Annotated in this window: 15 protein-coding genes and 3 pseudogenes; 9 read left to right on the plus strand and 9 right to left on the minus strand. The window is 68.4% G+C overall.

Translation table 11 applies throughout. The features are described 5' to 3' along the window. Window positions 1-100: 100 nt before the first annotated feature. The 4 genes from FHS42_RS34330 to helR all read left to right on the plus strand — a co-directional run bounded on the left by FHS42_RS34330 (window position 101) and on the right by helR (window position 4,442). Window positions 101-679, plus strand: coding sequence for a carboxymuconolactone decarboxylase family protein (locus FHS42_RS34330; protein WP_184579965.1), 579 nt, complete (start codon window positions 101-103; stop codon window positions 677-679). Next, on the plus strand, window positions 676-1,542 hold the full coding sequence (locus tag FHS42_RS34335; RefSeq protein WP_184579967.1) for an RNA polymerase sigma-70 factor: 867 nt from the start codon (window positions 676-678) through the stop codon (window positions 1,540-1,542). The genes FHS42_RS34330 and FHS42_RS34335 overlap by 4 nt, the downstream gene beginning before the upstream one ends. Before the next feature lie 465 nt (window positions 1,543-2,007). After that, window positions 2,008-2,298, plus strand: coding sequence for a hypothetical protein (locus FHS42_RS34340; protein WP_184579970.1), 291 nt, complete (start codon window positions 2,008-2,010; stop codon window positions 2,296-2,298). After that, a complete protein-coding gene (helR, locus tag FHS42_RS34345) occupies window positions 2,295-4,442 on the plus strand; it encodes an RNA polymerase recycling motor ATPase HelR (protein ID WP_184579972.1) in 2,148 nt (715 codons plus the stop codon). The genes FHS42_RS34340 and helR overlap by 4 nt, the downstream gene beginning before the upstream one ends. A 171-nt stretch (window positions 4,443-4,613) precedes the next feature. Here helR and FHS42_RS34350 read toward each other — a convergent pair whose 3' ends face one another. Next, a complete protein-coding gene (locus FHS42_RS34350; protein WP_184579973.1) occupies window positions 4,614-5,363 on the minus strand; it encodes a dienelactone hydrolase family protein in 750 nt (249 codons plus the stop codon). 335 nt (window positions 5,364-5,698) lie between these two features. Between FHS42_RS34350 and FHS42_RS38385 the strand changes: the two are divergent. Then, window positions 5,699-6,553, plus strand: a pseudogene (locus FHS42_RS38385) (GNAT family N-acetyltransferase); the annotation flags it as partial. 6 nt (window positions 6,554-6,559) lie between these two features. On the opposite strand, the pseudogene FHS42_RS37915 reads toward FHS42_RS38385, so the two are convergent. The 4 genes and pseudogenes from FHS42_RS37915 to FHS42_RS34370 form a co-directional block, all read right to left on the minus strand. Then, window positions 6,560-6,746: pseudogene (locus tag FHS42_RS37915) on the minus strand (histidine phosphatase family protein); the annotation flags it as partial. 15 nt (window positions 6,747-6,761) lie between these two features. After that, complete coding sequence (locus FHS42_RS34360) at window positions 6,762-8,003, minus strand: RNA polymerase sigma factor (RefSeq protein WP_184579977.1); 1,242 nt, start codon at window positions 8,001-8,003, stop codon at window positions 6,762-6,764. Continuing rightward, window positions 8,000-8,323 (minus strand): YciI family protein, encoded by a 324-nt coding sequence (locus tag FHS42_RS34365; protein ID WP_184579979.1) that lies wholly within the window; start codon window positions 8,321-8,323, stop codon window positions 8,000-8,002. The genes FHS42_RS34360 and FHS42_RS34365 overlap by 4 nt, the downstream gene beginning before the upstream one ends. A gap of 51 nt (window positions 8,324-8,374) precedes the next feature. After that, window positions 8,375-8,986, minus strand: coding sequence for a dihydrofolate reductase family protein (locus tag FHS42_RS34370; RefSeq protein WP_184579981.1), 612 nt, complete (start codon window positions 8,984-8,986; stop codon window positions 8,375-8,377). Between the two features lie 224 nt (window positions 8,987-9,210). On the opposite strand from FHS42_RS34370, the gene FHS42_RS38390 reads away from it, so the two are divergent. Continuing rightward, window positions 9,211-9,345 carry a hypothetical protein gene (locus FHS42_RS38390; protein WP_281392933.1) on the plus strand — a complete coding sequence of 45 codons (135 nt, stop codon included), beginning with the start codon at window positions 9,211-9,213 and terminating at the stop codon, window positions 9,343-9,345. Window positions 9,346-9,784: 439 nt separating this feature from the next. Here the strand turns inward: FHS42_RS38390 and FHS42_RS34375 are convergent, their stop codons facing one another. Next, window positions 9,785-10,864, minus strand: a complete 1,080-nt coding sequence (locus FHS42_RS34375) for a protein phosphatase 2C domain-containing protein (RefSeq protein ID WP_184579983.1) — start codon at window positions 10,862-10,864, stop codon at window positions 9,785-9,787. An 873-nt stretch (window positions 10,865-11,737) separates the two neighbouring features. Beyond that, window positions 11,738-12,067: pseudogene (locus tag FHS42_RS38890) on the minus strand (DIP1984 family protein); the annotation flags it as partial. A 355-nt stretch (window positions 12,068-12,422) separates the two neighbouring features. On the opposite strand from FHS42_RS38890, the gene FHS42_RS37925 reads away from it, so the two are divergent. From FHS42_RS37925 to FHS42_RS34395, 3 genes are all read left to right on the plus strand, one after another. Then, complete coding sequence (locus tag FHS42_RS37925; protein ID WP_246495819.1) at window positions 12,423-13,061, plus strand: helix-turn-helix domain-containing protein; 639 nt, start codon at window positions 12,423-12,425, stop codon at window positions 13,059-13,061. A gap of 95 nt (window positions 13,062-13,156) precedes the next feature. Continuing rightward, window positions 13,157-13,951, plus strand: a complete 795-nt coding sequence (locus FHS42_RS38895; RefSeq protein ID WP_184579985.1) for a hypothetical protein — start codon at window positions 13,157-13,159, stop codon at window positions 13,949-13,951. Between the two features lie 290 nt (window positions 13,952-14,241). Continuing rightward, a complete protein-coding gene (locus tag FHS42_RS34395; RefSeq protein ID WP_184580016.1) occupies window positions 14,242-14,577 on the plus strand; it encodes a DUF2516 family protein in 336 nt (111 codons plus the stop codon). 33 nt (window positions 14,578-14,610) lie between these two features. Here FHS42_RS34395 and FHS42_RS34400 read toward each other — a convergent pair whose 3' ends face one another. Together FHS42_RS34400 and FHS42_RS34405 are read right to left on the minus strand one after the other, a co-directional pair. Continuing rightward, window positions 14,611-15,906 (minus strand): PP2C family protein-serine/threonine phosphatase, encoded by a 1,296-nt coding sequence (locus FHS42_RS34400; protein ID WP_184579987.1) that lies wholly within the window; start codon window positions 15,904-15,906, stop codon window positions 14,611-14,613. A gap of 584 nt (window positions 15,907-16,490) precedes the next feature. Next, window positions 16,491-17,606 carry a C40 family peptidase gene (locus FHS42_RS34405; RefSeq protein ID WP_184579989.1) on the minus strand — a complete coding sequence of 372 codons (1,116 nt, stop codon included), beginning with the start codon at window positions 17,604-17,606 and terminating at the stop codon, window positions 16,491-16,493. Window positions 17,607-17,743 lie beyond the last annotated feature (137 nt).

Raw genomic sequence — 17,743 nt, forward strand, 5'->3', positions numbered from 1 at the left:
CCGGAGAGCCGGACGGCCACTCCTGGGGAGCCACAAACGGCAAGCCACCATCAGCCACATCCGGCCCTCCCGGGCCGCCTAACAACTTACGGAGGACACCATGACAGTACGTATTCCGAAGGTGAAGATTCCCACCGAGTTGAAGGACAACCTGATCCAGCAGCTCGGTGCCGTGCCCGAGCCCATTGAGGTGGCCTTCAACAACCCCGACGTCGCCACGTCCAGCCTGGAGTTTTCGGCCAAGGTGGGCGCATGGAACGCGGCCGACGAAGGCCTCAAGACGTTCGCGCACATGGCTGTCGCGGCGCAGGTTGGTTGCAGTTGGTGCCTTGACGTCAACTACTTCGCAGCGCTGAACCAGAAGCTGGACGTGGCCAAGGCGAGCCAGGTGCCGAACTGGCGGGAGTCGGAGGTGTTCACACCGCTGGAGCGGGAGGTGATGGAGTACGCCGAGGCAATGACGAACACGCCGACGACCGTCACCGACGAGCTGTCGGCGAGTCTGCTCGCCCAACTCGGCCCGGCGGCGCTGGTCGAGCTCACCGTGTTCATCGGCTTCGCCAACCTGTCGACCAGGACCAACACGGTGCACGGGGTCACCTCGCAGGGCTACTCCGCAACATGCGAGGTTCCGCTGGCCGCGCGTCCCGACCAGTCCCGGGTAACGTCGCGCGCGTGAGCGAGGACCCTTTCGTCACCCACCGCAGCCTGCTGTTCACGGTCGCCTACGAGATGCTCGGGTCCACGGCCGACGCGGAGGACGTGCTCCAGGAGTCCTGGCTGCGGTGGGCCGACGTCGAGCCGTCGCAGGTGCGTGACCCGCGGTCGTACCTCGTCCGGATCGTCACACGGCAGGCACTCAATCGCCTCCGCACCTTGTCGCGCAGCCGCGAGGACTACGTGGGCGAGTGGCTGCCGGAACCACTGCTGACCAGCCCTGATGTCGCCGATGACGTCGAACTCGCGGAGAGCGTGTCCATCGCGATGCTGACCGTGCTGGAAACGCTGGGGCCAACCGAGCGGGCGGTCTTCGTGCTCCGTGAGGTCTTCGAGGTGCCGTACGGCGAGATCGCCGAGACCATGGGGAAGTCCGCGGCCACGGTGCGGCAGATCGCACGGCGGGCACGCGAGCATGTGGCGGCTCGGCGACCGCGGGTGCAGGTCAGCCGATCGGAGCAGCAGGCCGTGGTGCAGCGGTTCCTGGTCGCGTTGCGCACCGGGCAGTTGCAGGACCTGCTGAAGATCATGGCACCGGACGTCGTCCTGATCGCCGACGGTGGCGGCATTGTGGCCGCCGCTTTGGCTCCGCTCCACGGGGCCGAACTCGTGGCGAAGGTCCTTGCGCGCGCGAACCGGGTCGTGGCCGCGTTCGAGACGACGACCGTGTGGCTCAACGGCGCGCCCGCGGGCAGGTTCGAGATCGACGGCGAGCCGACCGCGGTGAGCCTCGTGATGGAAAACGAACGGATCACCCGGATCTACCTCATGAGAAACCCACAGAAACTGACACGACTGGACAAACCAACCGAACTTACCAGGTAAACCGCTACTGCGGTGATGTGGCCAGTGTTGTTGACAGTGCTGCCGTCAGCGATGCCGTCAGCGTTCCGGGCGGTTCCCGAACCGCCCGGAACCGACGAGCAGCGGACCAGGCCCAGGCAGCGCCCCTCCATATCGCCGGCCGGAATGCGAGGTCAGGAGGCCCGGAGAAGCCCGGATACAGTTTCGTAGGAGAATCATTGGACGGGCGGCGGCCACGGGCTGATCGCCGTACGCGGCGTGGCGCCACTTCCCGAGCAGGTTGTCCGTCCGCAGCGGACGGACAAGAAAAGGGCGAGAAAGGCAAGAAAAGAGCCGGGAAAGGACGAGAAAAGAGCGGGGAAAGAAGGGGTACCCACTCCTTTCCACTCTCAACTTATAGCGCACAGGGGGGCTTGCGGCAAGGCCCAGGTCGTACCGCACAATCATCGGCCGAGGCCCAGAATCTGCGGAAAAGAGAGTCAGGACATGCGTGTGTTGTTGTCGCAGTATGGGTCGCGCGGTTATGCCGAACCGCTGGCGCCTCTGCATGCCGGCACACCTGCGGCGTACGAGGGCCTCAGCAGCGGGCGCGTACCAAAGAACCCGCCACAACACGCCCAGGCGACCAACGCGGCACCCCGAGCGCAGGGCCACCGCGTACGCGTCGGGCGCGACTGGGCCACCACGACCCGCATCGACGACCAGGACAACCCCGGTCCAGACGCCTTGCTGCGCGCACTGATTGCAAGCGGCCTCCGATCGGAGCTGATGACGTGAACCCCCTGACGACCAGTGCGTTCGACCTACCCGACCGCCTCGCCCCCAAGGCCGAGCCGGCGCTGATCGCCCGCGATGAGCAACACTTCGCGGCCATCGCGAAGTGCCTCGAAGAGTCCATCGCCGAACTGTCCGACCGCCTCGACGCCCAGCGCAAGGCGCCCGGCGGCATAGGCCAGCAGGCGATGGACCGCGACATGGAGGTCCATCGGCTGACCGCTCGCCTACGGACACTGCGGCGCTTCGGTTTGGATCTGTGCCTGGGACACATGGTCAGCGCGGACGACCCCGAGCCCGTGTACGTCGGACGGCTTGGCCTGACGGACAACGCGGGGCGGCGGCTGCTGCTCGACTGGCGCTCCCCCGCGGTTGAGCCGTTCTTCGGAGCCACCCACGCCAACCCGATGGGGCTGGCAAGCCGCCGCAGGTACCGCTGGACGCGCGGCCGGATCAGCGACTACTGGGACGAGGTGTTCACCTCGGACGGGATCGTCGGGCACGCCGCGCTCGACGACCAGTCCGCCTTCATCGCCAGCCTGGGCAGCAACCGGTCACCGCAGATGCGAGACGTGCTCGGCACCATCCAGGCCGACCAGGACGCCATCATCCGCGCCGGATCTCGCGGCGCGCTGGTCGTCGATGGCGGCCCGGGCACGGGCAAGACCGTCGTCGCCTTGCACCGCGCCGCCTACCTCCTGTACTCCGACCCTCGCCTCGGTCACCGCCGAGGGGGCGTGCTGTTCATCGGTCCGCATCAGCCCTACCTGCGCTACGTCGCCGACGTCCTCCCCAGCCTCGGAGAGGAGGGCGTACAAATCTGTACGCTGCGGGACCTCGTCGCCGAGGGAGCCGAAGCAGCGATCGAGACCGACCCGAACGTGGCCCTCCTGAAGTCGTCCGCGCAGCTGGTGCGGGCGATCGAGCCGGCCGTCAGCATGTACGAAGAGCCGCCCACCAAGGGGATGACGGTCTCGACCCACTGGTCCGACATCTGGTTGGGCGCCGAGGACTGGGTCGCGGCGTTCGAAGCAGCGGAACCCGGTACTCCGCACAACGACGCGCGCGAGCAGGTCTGGGAGGAGCTGCTCACCATCCTGGTGGACAAGCACGAGGGCGACGCCCCGGCCAACATGCTGCGCAAGTCACTGCTGCAAAACAGGGAGCTGCGCGCGGCCTTCCACCGCGCATGGCCGCTGCTCGAAGCGGCTGACCTCGTGGGAGACCTATGGTCAGTACCCGCCTACCTACGCAGGTGCGCCCCCGGGCTCAGCCCCGATGACGTTCGGCGGTTGCAGCGCGCGGACGCCCATGCCTGGACGGTGTCCGACCTGCCACTCCTGGACGCAGCACAACAGCGACTCGGCGACCCGAAGGCGGCACTGCGCAAGCGCCGGCACAACGCCTCCGTCGCCGCCGACCGCGAGCACATGGCCAAGGTCGTCGATGGTCTCCTCGCGGCCGAGGACGACGGTGAAGGTGCGGTGACCATGCTCAGCGGGGAGGACCTCCAAAGCGTCCTGATCGAAGAGACGACGCCCCCCGGTTTGGAACCGGACCTGCTCGCCGGCCCGTTCGCGCACATCGTCGTGGACGAGGCTCAGGAACTGACCGACGCGGAGTGGCAGATGCTGCTGCTTCGGTGCCCGTCTCGGAGCTTCACCATCGTCGGGGATCGCGCCCAGGCCAGGCACGGGTTTACGGAGTCGTGGCAGGAACGGCTTGAGCGGGTCGGACTCGACCGGATCAACCTGGCCTCCCTGAGCGTCAACTACCGCACGCCGGCAGGCATCATGGCGGCAGCCGAGCCGGTCATTCGGGCCGTTCTCCCGGACGCCAACGTGCCGACCTCCATCCGCAGCAGCGACCTTCCCGTCGTCCACGGGTCTACCGCTGAGCTGAGCTCGATCCTCGACACCTGGCTCGCCGCACACGCCGACGGGATCGCCTGCGTCATCGGCGATCCCACCTTCCGGTCGACGCCCCGGGTCCGCTCACTGACCCCGGAGCTGTCGAAGGGGCTTGAGTTCGACCTGGTCGTCCTCATCGACCCCGAAGCGTACGGCGATGGCATCGAAGGAGCGGTTGACCGCTACGTCGCGATGACCCGAGCGACCCAGCAGCTCGTCATCCTCACGAGCTCCTGAGTGCCCGTCGCGAGCAGCGACGGCGACGGCGACGTACCGATGGTTCGGTTCATCGCGGTGCTGAGGCGGCACTGACAGTGCAGACACGGTGCTGACGCAGGGCTGACCTGACCGGAACGCGAACAGGTGTGTTCCCGAGCCGGAGCCTCGGCTGTTCGGCCACTGCGCTATTCAGCTATGGGTCAGGGTCCGGTCGAGGAGGGGAAGCAGGCGGTCCCAGTGGTGCCGCAACGCGGAGGGGTTGAAGGCGTCCGTGTCGGACATGGTGAAGCCGTGGATGGTGCCGGGGTAGACCTCGGTGGCGTACTCGACGCCTGCGGCGTCCAGCGCCTGGTTGAGCTCGCCGATGGTCTCGGGCGACATGTCGTTCTCGGCGAGGCCGATGTGGACTTCGGCGGTGAGGTGGGAGACGAGGCGGTGCGGGCTGTCGGGCGCATCGGTGACTAGGAAGCCCGGGTGGAAGCCGGCGACGGCGGCCACCTGGTCGGGGTGTGCCGCCGCGGTACGCATCGCCAAGGCGGCGCCCCAGCAGTACCCGATCACGGCGACCGGCCCGGCGCTGACCTCGGGCTGGCTGGAGAGGAAGCTGAGATAGGCGTCGGCGTCGCGCAGGACACGTTCGGTGGTGTGCGCCTCGATCAAGGGCATCAACTGGGTAATGAGCGCGGACCGGACCTCCTCCCCGATGTGCTCGGGGAGTTCGATCACCGGCGCCGGACCGTGCCGGTAGTAGAGGTTGGGAACGAGCACGTAGTACCCGTGCCCGGCCAGTTCACGGGCCTTGTGCTCCAACTCGGCCCGCACGCCGAAGGCGTCCATGTACAGCAGCACCCCCGGGTGCCGCTCGCCACGGTCGGGGAAGGCGGCAAAAGCATCGGCTTGGCCGTCCGGGGTGGGAATGCGCAGTGTCGTGGTGGGCAAGGTTGTCCTTTCCTGGCTGACGCGGGTGCACAGCCTCGATCAGGGTGGAGATCAACTGAAGTTGCCTGGCGATCGTAGGTCATCGCCCAATTGGTCTACCGCGTATCGATCCGGTTCGGCTGGGTGACAGCCCACTGCCGCCCGGGAGTTCTGCTGTCGCGCCCAGTACGAGTGTCGCGCCCAGTACGAGGCAACCCGGTCACGAGGTTGCGGTGGGGACAGTGCACCGGGCGGGCCGACCCAGCGCGCGCGTATGCGGGCATGCGCCTTTCCCGCAACGGGCACCAAGGATCGACGGTCGGTGATCAGTGAACGAGGATCGAGGATTGTGAAACATGCGCCCGGATGACTGGCACCTCACCGAGGACGTGACCGAATTTCTCGCCTACACCGGAGAATTTTTGCGCTCGCGACCCGTTCTGCACATCATGCCGCTGACGGTCACCGCGAGAGTACGAACAAGCGGAGCAACCGCACACGGCACCCAAGCCCCCGTCTTCGGCCGACTGGAGCGAGCGGGCGAGGTCCTCGCCACGTTTCATCGACTTCCGGCCCGCGGCCTGGGCCTCACCCCTCTCACCTCCGAGCAGGCCAGCACCCTCGCCGCCCACTTGGCCGCCCTCGGGCACTCCCTTCCCTACGTCAGCGCGGACGACCACACCGCCACTGCTTTCGCCAAGGCCTGGCAGCGGCACACGGGTGCAACACCGACCCTCCGCGACCGGCTCCGCCTGTACCGCCTTGGCACACTCACCCCACCCGATCCACTCCCCCCGGGCCGAGGCCGGCTCGTGGGCGAGCGCGACCGCGAGCACCTCATGTGCTGGTGCCGCGAGTTCGCCGCGGACGTGGGGGAAACGGTCGTCATCGACTCCGACTCCTGGCCCGGCACCCGCTTCGCCGACAAGCGCTATACGTTCTGGGAATCCCCGGACGGCACGCCCGTCTCCATGGCAGGCATGAACCCGGTGGTGGCCGGCCAGATCCAGATAGACCCCGTCTACACCCCAGCCCGCCTACGCGGTCGCGGCTACGCAGCCGCCGTCACGGTCGAGGTGAGTCGGGCCGCGCTGGCCGAAGGCGCCACGGCGGTCGTGCTGTTCGCGAACGCGGCCAACGCCACTAGCAACGCCCTCTACCAACGCATCGGGTACTTCCCGGTCACCGACTTCGCCGTGTACGACTTCGCCCATGCCGAACCGGAGGCCAGCGGATGGCTTGCCGGGTGCGTAACGGATGACCGTTGCAGCCGCGTTACCGTGACTGAGACCCATTCAGCGCCACTCCGGCGCGTCGAGGGCAGCTCGGGAGCAGCCAGCCGACGAGGAAGGCGTGGGTGACAACCAGTTCCCGGCGGCGGGGGCGATCTCCTTCGGCCAGGCCCGCAATCCCTGGGGGCTACCGCAGTTGGTCGCGGCGGCGGGTCAGGTAGGCGGTCTCGGCGGTGTTGCCCGCCAGCTCAATGGCTTTGTCGTACGCCGCGCGCGACTGCTGACTGCGGCCCAGCCGGCGCAGCAGGTCGGCGCGGGTGGCGTGGTAGGCGTGGTAGTCGGCCAATGCGCCGTCCAGACGGTTGACGGCCGCCAGCGCCACCTCCGGCCCGTCGAGCTCGGCGACCGCGATGGCCCGGTTGAGGGCGATGACCGGCGAGGGGTCCAGGCGGGCGAGCTGGTTGTAAAGGGCGAGGACCTGTGACCAGTCGGTGTCGCGCACGTCGCGGGCAGAGGTGTGAATGGCGTTGATCGCCGCGAGGATCTGGTAACGCCCCGGGGCCAACCCGGTGGCGGCAGCGGCGAGGCGCTCGCGCACCAGCCGGTGACCCTCGGCGATCAGCGCCACGTCCCAGGCCCCACGGTCCTGCTCGTCGAGAGCAACTAGTTCGCCGCTGCCCGACACCCGGGCGGGGCGGCGGGCCTCGATGAGGAGCATCAAGGCCAGCAGCCCGGCCACCTCACCGTCGTCCGGCAGGAGGGCACGGATCAGGCGAGTGAGCCGGATCGCCTCGGCGGTCAGGTCGTGACGTACGGGATCGGTGTCCGGGCCGGTCGCCAGGTAGCCCTCGTTGAAGACGAGGAAGAGGACGGTGAGGACGCCGGAGACGCGAGCCGGGAGATCCTCGGTGGACGGCACGCGATAGGGGATGCGGGCCGCCTTGATCTTGGTTTTCGCACGGGTGATCCGCCGCTCCATGGCGGTCTCGGCCACCAGGTAGGCACGGGCGATCTCGGGCACGGTCAGACCTCCGACCATGCGTAACGTCAGTGCCACGCGGGTCCGCATCGCCAGCGACGGGTGACAGCAGATGAAGATCAGCCGGAGCCGATCGTCGTCGATGGCGCCGACAGGCTCGGGCGGGTCGGCGTCGTACACCATCTGAGCCTCCTTGTGCTTGTCGTCGCGCTTGTTCTCGCGCCGGATGCGGTCGATCGCCTTACGGTTGGCGGTGGTGGTCAGCCACGCGCCGGGGTTGGGCGGTACGCCATCGGTCGGCCACCGCTCGACGGCGGTCGCGAACGCCTCGGCCGCAGCCTCCTCGGCGATGTCGAGGTCACCGAAACGCCTAGTCAGGGCGGCAACCACCCGGGCCCACTCCTCGTGGTGAGCCCGGGAGACCGCCTCGCGGACATTGGCCCTGTTCACCGGAACGGCCGGACCTCGATCTTTCGATCGCAGACCTTCGACGCCTCGGTGGCGAGCTTGAGCGCCACATCCAGATCAGGGGCCTCCCACACCCAGACGCCGGCGAGGTACTCCTTTGACTCCACGAAAGGCCCGTCGCTGAACACCGCCTGCTCGCCCCGGTTGTCGATGACGGTGGCCGCATCGGTGTCCGCGAGTCCGCCCGCGAAAACCCAGTGGCCCTCGGCGATCAGTCGTTCGTTGAATGCGCTGATGGCAGGCTGCCTGTCCGTGCTGCCAGGATTGCTCTTGTCATCGATCACGGAAACCAGGTACTGCATGAAGATCATCTCCTGTGGTGTCACAACAGCGTGGTTCGGTGGTCAGGGACGTCAAGCCGTCGCATACCGCGGGCGCCCGGCCGGCCGATAGACCTGGATCGACACGCCCTTCGAGTCGGCCCGCGACTCGACCAGGTCGAGCGCAAGGTCCGGACCGCTCTGCGGGAACAGTCTCGCGCCCTGGCCAAGGATCACCGGGATCACGATCAAACTCATCTCGTCGATCAGATCGTTCTCCAGCAGCCACCGGGTCAGGGCGCCGCTGCCGTGCACCTGCAACTCACCCCCGGGCTTGGCCTTCAGCTCGCTGATGGCCGCCGCGAGGTCACCGCGGAGAACGGTCGTGTCCTGCCAACGCGGCGCGGTGAGCGTGGTCGAGGCAACGTACTTGGGGGCCTCGTTCAAGGCCACGCCGATGGGATGTGTACGCATCTGGTCAGTCGATCCCCAGGAGCCGGCGAACAACTCGTAGGTGCGCCGGCCGAACAGGAACGCCTCGGCGCGCTGGTAGCTCTGCGTGATGAACGTCCTGGTCTCGTCGTCGCCCTTCCCCAGGGCCCACCCGCCGCGCTCGAATCCGTTCCCGCGGTCCTCATCCGACGCGCCGCCGTTTCCCTGCATCACTCCATCGATGGTGACCTGGGTCATGGTCGTCAGCTTCATGATCGCGGTTCCTCCACCTCGGCGCCGCCCCCTTGCGGGCGGCCTCACCCCTGCTACGAACACCACCACCCCGATCCGACATCTCCTCCCGAACTTCTTCGCAGAACTTTCCGGGGTGCCGGCCGTCAGCGATCCGTTCCGAGAGCACGACGGTTTCGCGGCGACCGCGCGCCACTTCCTCAAGCGCGAACAGCACGGACAGCACGGACAGCACGGACGAGCTCTTGGACCAGATCGGCCGCGAGGATCTCGACCGGTGGGCGGCGGGCGTCCAACGGCTCGGGCACGAGGGCAACCTCGTCAGTGGCGTAGCCGCCCGCAAGGCCATCACACCGGCCAGACCATCCGCCCGCGGCTAAGACCACTCGGTCCGTCTCACTGCCCCACTCACACCGCCCTGCGACCAAAGCGCCGCCCGGCCGACCACTCCGCCGGACCGGCCGTCCGCAAGGCGCAGCAGGTGTACGCCCCCTCGTCGCCGCCGTCGATCAGCCACTACCCCTAGGCAACTGACCAACGCCCAGCCAGCGTCTGGCCCGGCTACTCGCCTTCGCCGTTATCAAGGTCACGCCTGTGGGCAGGGCGAGGTTCTGACCTGCGGTGCCTACGGCAGCGTGATGGTTAACCCGCGGAACCAAGCCAGCAGGCGTCGCGGAGTCGGTCGCCATGTGCTGGCTGGCATGGATCGGCGAACCGAAGTGGCGTCCCAGGCTTGTTGGGCGAGTCGGTACTCGTTGGCTTCCCAGATGCGTTCCTGAGAGCGGATCTGGTGCAACTCGAAGTGCATGCCGCTCGCTCCTACTGCTGGACCTCGACGACGTCGGCGACCACGCAGCTGACGTTGTCGGGGCCGCCGGAGCCATTGGCTAGGGCGATGAGTTCGCGGACAACCTGCTCGGGCTCTCTGATCCCGGTGAGCACGCGTCGGATTTCCTCGACCTGCACGACGGTCGACAGCCCGTCGGAGCAGAGCAGATATCGGTCTGCCTGCTGGGCTTCGTGCAGGCGCATGTCGGGGCTGCCATCGGCTCCATGGCCCAGGGCCCGTAGCAACAGCGACCGCTGGGGGTGGGAAGCGGCTTCCTCCGGGGTGAGGCGTCCTGCGTCGACCATCGACTGCACCATGGTGTGATCCTGTGTGATCTGGAACAGCTCTCCGTCGCGCAGGAGGTAGACGCGGGAGTCACCGATGTGGACGAGGGCAAGTTGCGATCCGGTCCAGAGCATCGCGGTGAGTGTCGTGCCGCCCTCTTCGAGTGAAGAGCCGCTCCCGGCGACGCCGTGCACGGCCTGCTTGGTCTGCTCGATGGCGTCTTCGAGGACGTTGAGGAGATTACCCGCCGGAATGCTGTCGGTTTCGAGGCGCTTGAGCGCCTCGATGGCGGCCACGCTGGCTGGGGCTCCTGCGCTGCCGTAGCCGTCGGCGACTGCGAGCAGGCGAGACCCGGCGTAGGCGGTGTCCTGATTGCTCTTGCGGACAAGGCCCGTGTCGGAAAGGGCGGCGTAACGAATTTCCAGGGGCTTGGTGGTCGCAGACATGGCGGGGTCCCTCCAGGACAGATGGTCGATGAGGAAGGAAGCGAGGTCCCGCCGCGCGGCAGTGTCGGCTTCCACCTCGGCCCAGAATGCTCGGATCTCCTGGGCCGCCGCGGCTGGTTCCAGCGTGCTGACGCGCTGAATACGGGTCAGGGGCATCCCTAGGCGCCGCAGCCAGGCAACGAGCCGGGCCTGGTCCAGTTGTTCCGGTGCGTACAGGCGATAGCCGCTCACCGGGTCACGCGAGCGGGGGGTCAGCAATCCGAGCTCGTCATAGAGACGCAACGCCTTCGGCGACAGGCGGGACTCCTTCGCGAATGTCCCGATGGTCAGCAACTCCACGCTCGCTCCTCCTCATGCCGAGCACGTCGCCCGGCCCCACCGATGCTGTGGCTTCCCCCAAGGTGAAGGTCAACCATCGGAACAGTGCCGGCTCTTGCGGGTAGCGATCGATGTGACGTATTACCGTGGCGCACTCCTGACCGAGCCCGACGAGGGCGGGACCGGCCGGAGGGAGGAACGGACAGCGCTGTCCGTTCCCGGGAGAAGCGGCGGAGAGCGACGCCTCTGACCAGAGTCCCGTCGATTGGAGCGGGACACCGTGAGCCCTTGGCGTCCCAGCGCATGTGGTGGTGGGAATCCGGTTGATCGCTGGCCCGGTGGTGTCCCAAGAGAGCTGCATTAGCCGTTCCTGCCAACGCTTTCGATGGGCTGGTTGGTAATTCGTCATTAACCAGGAGTGGACGAGTTCATCCGCGTCCTTCGTTGCCATGTCGATGGTTTCGGGGACACGACGGACCAGCTCGAAGTGCTGGCGCTGTGCCTTGATCAGTCCGTCGAGATGGCGCCGACGTGGGGGTGGCATGCGGCATCGAGCCAGACAGCGTGCCCGTGGCAGAGCCGAAGGGCCGGAGCCATATGTGCCAACACGGGCTCGTGGATGCCATGTCGCAGCATGCAGAGCCGACAGACGACGTAGAGGTCGTAGTGAGCGTGGACGGGTTCTCCGGTGCCGTTGGCGCGGGCGGCGAGACGGGCGAAGGCGGGGAGGGAGCGTTGCAGCATGTCGATCGGGACGCCGGCCATGGTCACCGTCCGCGGCAGTGCTGTTGGTGTCCAGCGGCGCAAGGCATCCGTGCGTCTGGTGAAAAGGGGGTTGCTGTGAATTCGCACGCCCCCCGTTGTCCTCGGATCGCCGTTGTCCATGGTGCTGTATCCCCGCTCACCGCTGCCCGCCACCGCGGTGACCACAGAGTGACGCAACCGCAGGACATCCCGGCGTGCGAGGGCATCGGTGAGCGTGCCGTCGGGACTCATCTCCACCGTGGCAGCGGTCCGGTTGATCCGCCGGATCAACGTTTCCAGAGCGCTCAGCACCTCACTGGTCTCAGCCAACAACTGGGCGGCATCCTCGGCGGGCGTCTCCCCCTCCTGGTACCGCGCACTGCTGACGACGCGCGCTCGCAACTGCTCTACCCGGCGTGTTGCCTCCGCACGTTCTGCCAGTGCCTCAGCGGGCTTCGCTGCCTCCGCCTCCCCCTCCATGAGCTCGCACGAGTATGCGAGTGCGAACTAGCCCGTACGCACTGGGATTTCGATCCACAGAAGGCCCTGACCAGCCACTGGGGCGAGAGCGGACAGCCGCTCAAAGCGCTACGAAAGAAATCCGACAGCACGACTCAGAACGAGTGGGAATCCGCCAGTTTCAGCGAGGCGGGACAACAGGGTCGGCCGGCTTCGCCAGGACTCCGCCAGGTCCTTGCGCCAGAACCACTGGGACTCGCCACATCTACTGAGAACGGACAAGCACATCAGTGACCCATTCGGCCACCCATGCGACACGCCACTTTTGCAAGCAGTCGCTTGCAAAAGTTAGCGATGATGGGGCACCATCGGAGGCATGGCAACACTGAACGTCGGCAACCTCGGCGAGTTCCTGCGCGAACAGCGACGCACCGCCCAGCTCTCGCTGCGGCAGCTCGCGGATGCCGCCGGGGTGTCGAATCCGTATCTCAGCCAAATCGAACGCGGCCTGCGAAAGCCGAGCGCGGACATCCTTCAGCAACTGGCCAAGGCGCTGCGGATCTCCGCCGAGACGCTGTACGTCCAGGCCGGCATCCTCGATGAGCGGGACCGGGCCGAGGTGGAGGTCAGCAGCGCGATCCTGACCGATCCGACGATCACCGAACGGCAAAAGCAGGTACTGCTGCAGATCTACGAGTCCTTCCGCAAGGAAAACGGGACCGGATGGGATCGGCAGGCCACCGCGGCACACCACGACGACCCGGCCCCCGACGCGGGCCAGCCCGATATCGCCCTGTCGAGCCTCGCGAGAGCGGAGGACCGCACGGGAACTGACAGCACCGCGCCGAGCGCCGACCCCGGCACCGACATAGCCGGCGGCGACGGCATCAGCACCCACGCCACCGAGGCCGACCCCGCTGACAACCCGGCCGACAACCGCGCCGAGAGCCGCGCCGACAGTGCCGTAAGCGGCGCTACGGGGAGCGGGCGGCGTGGCGGCGACACCAACGGCTAACGAACACGGCACCCGGTGCCCAGTGCACCGGCGAGCCCGCCAGAGCAGCACCTCTAACGCAGCTACGCCCTGACCGATCCGGGAGGACCCCCGTCATGGCCATCACCGAAGACATCCGCAAGCGCATCATCGACCCGACACCGCTGTACGTCGTAGCCGGTGCCGCCGACCTCGCGGCCGAGAAGCTGAGGGAGGCCCCGGCGCTGTTCGACAAGATCGTCGCCGAGGCCCCGGAGCGCATCGCGGCCGTGCGGGACACCGACCCCAAGGTCGTACAGGAGCGCGTGTCCCAGCAGGCGCAGGAGACCCAGGCCAAGCTCACCGAGTTGCTGGGCACCCTCGACACCGACATCAAGAAGCTGCGCGAGACGGCGCAGGACTTGACGCTCCAGGGCGTGGGTCGGGTCGCCGAGTACGCGGTGCGGGCCCGCGACACCTACGACGAGCTGGCCGAGCGCGGCCGGGGCGCCGTGCAGACCTGGCGCGGCGAGGCAGCGGAAGAAGCACTCGACGTCGCCGAGGCCATCGAGCCGCGCGCGAAGAGCACGGCGCGCACCACTGCCGGCAGCGCGCGCAACGGGCGACGCATCGCCACTCCGCCCCCCGCCTCCCCCAAGTCCGCGGCCTCGCCCAAGCCCGCGGTCCCCTCCGCCACTACCGCCGCTCCGACGCCGGCAGCGCCTCCCGTGCCCCAGCCCTCTCCCAACGGCGCGGCCGGTAACAACACGGGCAGTACAAACAACACGGGCAGCGCGAACAACGTGAGCACCCCAGGCACCACAGGCAGCACGAGCAACGTAAGCGGCACAGGCAGCACCAAGCCGGCGGCCAAGAAGAGCACGACCAAGAAGGCGACTCCTAAGAAGTCCACGCCCAAGCCCACGGAGTGACGGGCCTTGCCCGCTCCAACCCAGCCCCCGTGCCGCGGGCGCGCCCAACCGGGCGAGCCCGCGGCCGGCCGGGCGGCGGCGTGACGTGACGGCGAACGAGGCTACCCACAGACCGGGACAGCCAGCCCGGGGCAGCCCACGACGGGCGGCCCACGACGGGCGGCGCGCGGCGCGCAACGAGGCCGGAAGCGGGTGGTAGGCCCGTGCTCGTTCCGCTGTACGGGTACGGTTGCGGCTGACACGCCCGACTGGTGCGATGGACACTCACAACATCTCAGGCGGTGGATGACGTGCTGGTGCAGGGATTCAACGAGCTTTTGTACTGGGTCTCCTTGGGGCTGCTGCTCTTCAGCCTGTTCGCGTTCATCGACTCGGCGATCCGCCGCGAGGACGCGTACCGGGCGGCGAGCAAGCAGACCAAGCCCTTCTGGCTGATCCTGTTGGGCATCGCGACGGCAGCGAACCTGGTCCTGGACGTCATGCACTTCATCCCGATCATCGGCCTCATCGCGACGATCGTGTACATGGTGGACGTGCGGCCCGCGGTCCGGCAGATCTCCGGTGGCCGTGGTCGCCGCGGCGGCTCCAGCTCGGATGGCCCGTACGGCCCCTTCAACGGCCGCTGAAGCCGGCGCCTGTCTGCCCCCCTCGCCCCCGCCTTACGGCGTCGGTTGCTCTACGCCGTCGTGGCCGAGCAGCAGCACGGCCACGTCGTCCGTCAGCTCGCCGCCGTTGAGCTCGCGCACCTGTGTCACCGTGGCGTCCAGCAGCGTCTCGCCGGAGAGTCCGGCCGCGAGGAGCTCGCCGACGAGTTCGGCCATGCCCTCCTCGCCGAGCCGGTCCGAGCCGGCGCCGACGCGGCCCTCGATCAGGCCGTCGGTGTACATCATCAGGCTCCATTCGGTGCCCAACTCCACCTCCCGGCACGGCCAGCGCGCGTCCGGCAGCAGGCCAAGCGCGGGACCGCCTTCGTCGTACGGGAGGAGTTTCGGTGCCTTCCCGGAATGAGCGAGGAGCGGTGCGGGGTGGCCGGCTAGGCAAAGCCCGGCGCGGCGGCTATCGGGGGCGATGTCCACCGTGCATAGCGTCGCGAAGATCTCCTCGTCGTCCCGCTCGTGTTCCAGCACCTGTTGGAGCGTGCTGAGCAGGGAGTTGCCGCTGAGTCCGGCGAGCGTTAACGCCCGCCAGGCGATGCGCAGTTCGACGCCGAGTGCCGCCTCGTCCGGGCCGTGGCCGCACACATCGCCGATCATCGCGTGCACCACGCCGTCTGGGGTGCGGACGGTGTCGTAGAAGTCGCCGCCGAGCAGCGCCCGGCTACGGCCGGGGCGGTAGCGGGTGGCGAACCGCAGGTTGGAGCCGTCGAGTAGGGGGGTGGGCAACAGCCCACGTTCCAGCCGCGCGTTCTCCCGGGCGCGCAGCCGCGACTCGGTGAGCTGACGGCGTGCGTGGTCGGCGCGCTTGCGCTCCACCGCGTACCGCACGGCACGGCTGAGGACTCGGTCGTCCAGCTCGTGCCGGAAGAGGTAGTCCTGGGCTCCCACCCGAACTGCCTCGGCCGCGCGCTCCGCGTCCCCCTCGGCGGTCAGCGCGAGCACCGCGTGCCCGGGTGCGAGCCGCAGCACCTGGCGCAGCGTCTCCAGCGCGTCGTCCCCGCCATCGCCCGCCGCGCCATCGCCCTGGCCGTCCTTTGACCGCGGCAGGGCCAGGTCCAAGACGATGCACTGGGCGTCGTCGGTGAGTAGCCGCTGTGCCTCGGTGAGGTTGCGTGCGGTTCTGACACGCACCGGTTTGCCCTCGGCGTCCACCAACTCCGGCATCGCGAGCGACCCGGCCGGGTCGTCCTCGATCACCAGCAGGCTGATGCCAGGGTCTGGCAGCGGGCCCAGCGGTGGCGGTGCGGCAGCCGATGCCTCTCGCGGGCGCGGCACGGGTGCAGGTGCCGGTACGGGCATCGCTCCACTTCCTTGTCTCCCCCGAGACGCGTCATGGTCCGCCCCTAGCCATGGCGTGATGCCGCCAGTCGCGATCGGCCCATGGTGTCGGGCGTGTCGCGGCCGGCCCATGAGGTGGGGGGCCTGGGCTCGGTCGCCGCGCACCATCGGCCGCGTGGAGCGGACGGCGGTACGCGAACGGCTGAGCTCCGGACGGCTTGCCGCCGCCCGTACCGACCGCGCACCGCATCCGCTGCCGCAACCACTGGGGCGGAAGGGGCACGGTGTGCTGCCGGGTAGTGCCAGGCGACCCTAGCGAATCCTGACACCCGAACGGAATGCCGCCCGAATGGGTGACCAGGGTCATATGCAGCAGCCCGTACGGGTATGGGCTGGCGTCAGACGGCCCTGGCAGCGTCGGGTACGCGCCATAGGTCCGTACCTCTCGTCAGCGCACGCGCACCGCGCCCGGGCGCGCTCGCCACCCGCCGGCCGTGCCGTGCCGGCCACCCCGCCGGCGGGCTGTCGCCCACGCGCTCGGGCCACGCGCCACACCATCCAAGGCGCGGCCCGTACCATCCGGTCGGCCCGAACCGCGCGGCCTGCTACTCCGTCGACTTGGAAGCCTTGGGTGCCTTGGGTGCCTTGGGTGCCTTGGGCGCCTTGGGCGCCTTGGGCGCCTTGGGCCCCGTTGCCGCGTCGGGGCGCACCACGCCCAAGATCTCCATCGAACCTGCACCTGCCAGCGTCACATTCCGGCCAGGACGCGGGGCGTGGACGATCGTGCCGTCGCCCACGTACATCCCGACGTGGCTCGCGTCCTTGTGGTAGATGATCAGGTCACCGGGGCGCATGTCCTTGATGTCCACCTTGGGCAGTTGCCGCCATTGCTCCTGCGACGTCCGCGGTATCGCTTGGCCGCCCGCGCCCCAGGCTCGTAGCGTCAGGCCCGAGCAGTCGAAGGTCTTCGGGCCCTCGGCGCCCCACTCGTACGCCTTGCCGATCTGCTCAGTGGCGAAGGCGACGGCCCGCTCACCCGCGGTGCTCGCCTCGCCCTTGGTGTCCTGAAGGGCGCCCGAACGCAGCCACTTCGACTGCGCCTTGGCCGCCTTGTCGGCCTCCAGCTTGCGCAGCCGTTCCCGCTCCTCGGCCGCGAGCTCGGACTCCAGCTTCTTCGCCGCCGCGAGCTTGGCCTTGACGTCCTTGCGCGCGGCGTCCTTCTGCGTACGGGTCTGCTCAAGCAGCGTCCATTTGGCCGTCGCGTCCTTCGCGTGCCGGTCCAGCTCGGACTGGGTGCGGGCCAGGCTGCCCAGTACGCCCTTGGTGGCGTGCTGACCCTTTCGCGCGAGGGCCACACCGTCCAAGAAGCCTTCCGGGTCGGTATTGAGCAGCATGCGCGCCTCGGGCGGCATGCCACCGTCCCGGTACTGCGCCCGGGCCATCGCCCCGGCTTGCTTGCGCAGCTCGGCCATCTCCTTCTGGGCGGCGGTGACCGACTCAGCGATCCGCGTGAGCTGCTTCTCCTGGTTTCGCTGTCGCTCCTGCGCCAGGTTGTACGCGTCGGTGGCCTTTTCCGCCTTTTGATAGAGCGCCTCGACCTGGCGGTGGACCTCCGCCAACTCCTTGGCACTCTTGGGCTTCGGCTTGTCCGGGGCGGCCTGGGCCACCCCCGGCATCGTCAGCACCCCGGCCACGGCGCACACCAGGGCGGTTGCCGCCATGACTGCGCGCCCCCGGCCTGTGCCGCTTCTCCCGCTCGCCCCGTCCGTCTCCTGCTCCCGTCGCACCGGTCGGCCTCCGTTTCCCCGCACCCCTACCGAACTTACTGACACGTAACGTCGGATCGTGCCACGTCAGG

The organism is Streptomyces zagrosensis, from assembly GCF_014203645.1.
Taxonomy (GTDB): Bacteria; Actinomycetota; Actinomycetes; order Streptomycetales; family Streptomycetaceae; genus Streptomyces; species Streptomyces zagrosensis.

Coding starts and splice junctions, on each gene's coding strand:
- FHS42_RS34330 (WP_184579965.1), top strand. CDS start 101: ATGACAGTACGTATTCCGAAGGTGAAGATTCCCACCGAGTTGAAGGAC.
- FHS42_RS34340 (WP_184579970.1), top strand. CDS start 2,008: ATGCGTGTGTTGTTGTCGCAGTATGGGTCGCGCGGTTATGCCGAACCG.
- FHS42_RS34365 (WP_184579979.1), bottom strand. CDS start 8,323: ATGCAGTACCTGGTTTCCGTGATCGATGACAAGAGCAATCCTGGCAGC.
- FHS42_RS34370 (WP_184579981.1), bottom strand. CDS start 8,986: ATGAAGCTGACGACCATGACCCAGGTCACCATCGATGGAGTGATGCAG.
- FHS42_RS37925 (WP_246495819.1), top strand. CDS start 12,423: ATGGCAACACTGAACGTCGGCAACCTCGGCGAGTTCCTGCGCGAACAG.
- FHS42_RS38895 (WP_184579985.1), top strand. CDS start 13,157: ATGGCCATCACCGAAGACATCCGCAAGCGCATCATCGACCCGACACCG.
- FHS42_RS34400 (WP_184579987.1), bottom strand. CDS start 15,906: ATGCCCGTACCGGCACCTGCACCCGTGCCGCGCCCGCGAGAGGCATCG.
- FHS42_RS34405 (WP_184579989.1), bottom strand. CDS start 17,606: ATGGCGGCAACCGCCCTGGTGTGCGCCGTGGCCGGGGTGCTGACGATG.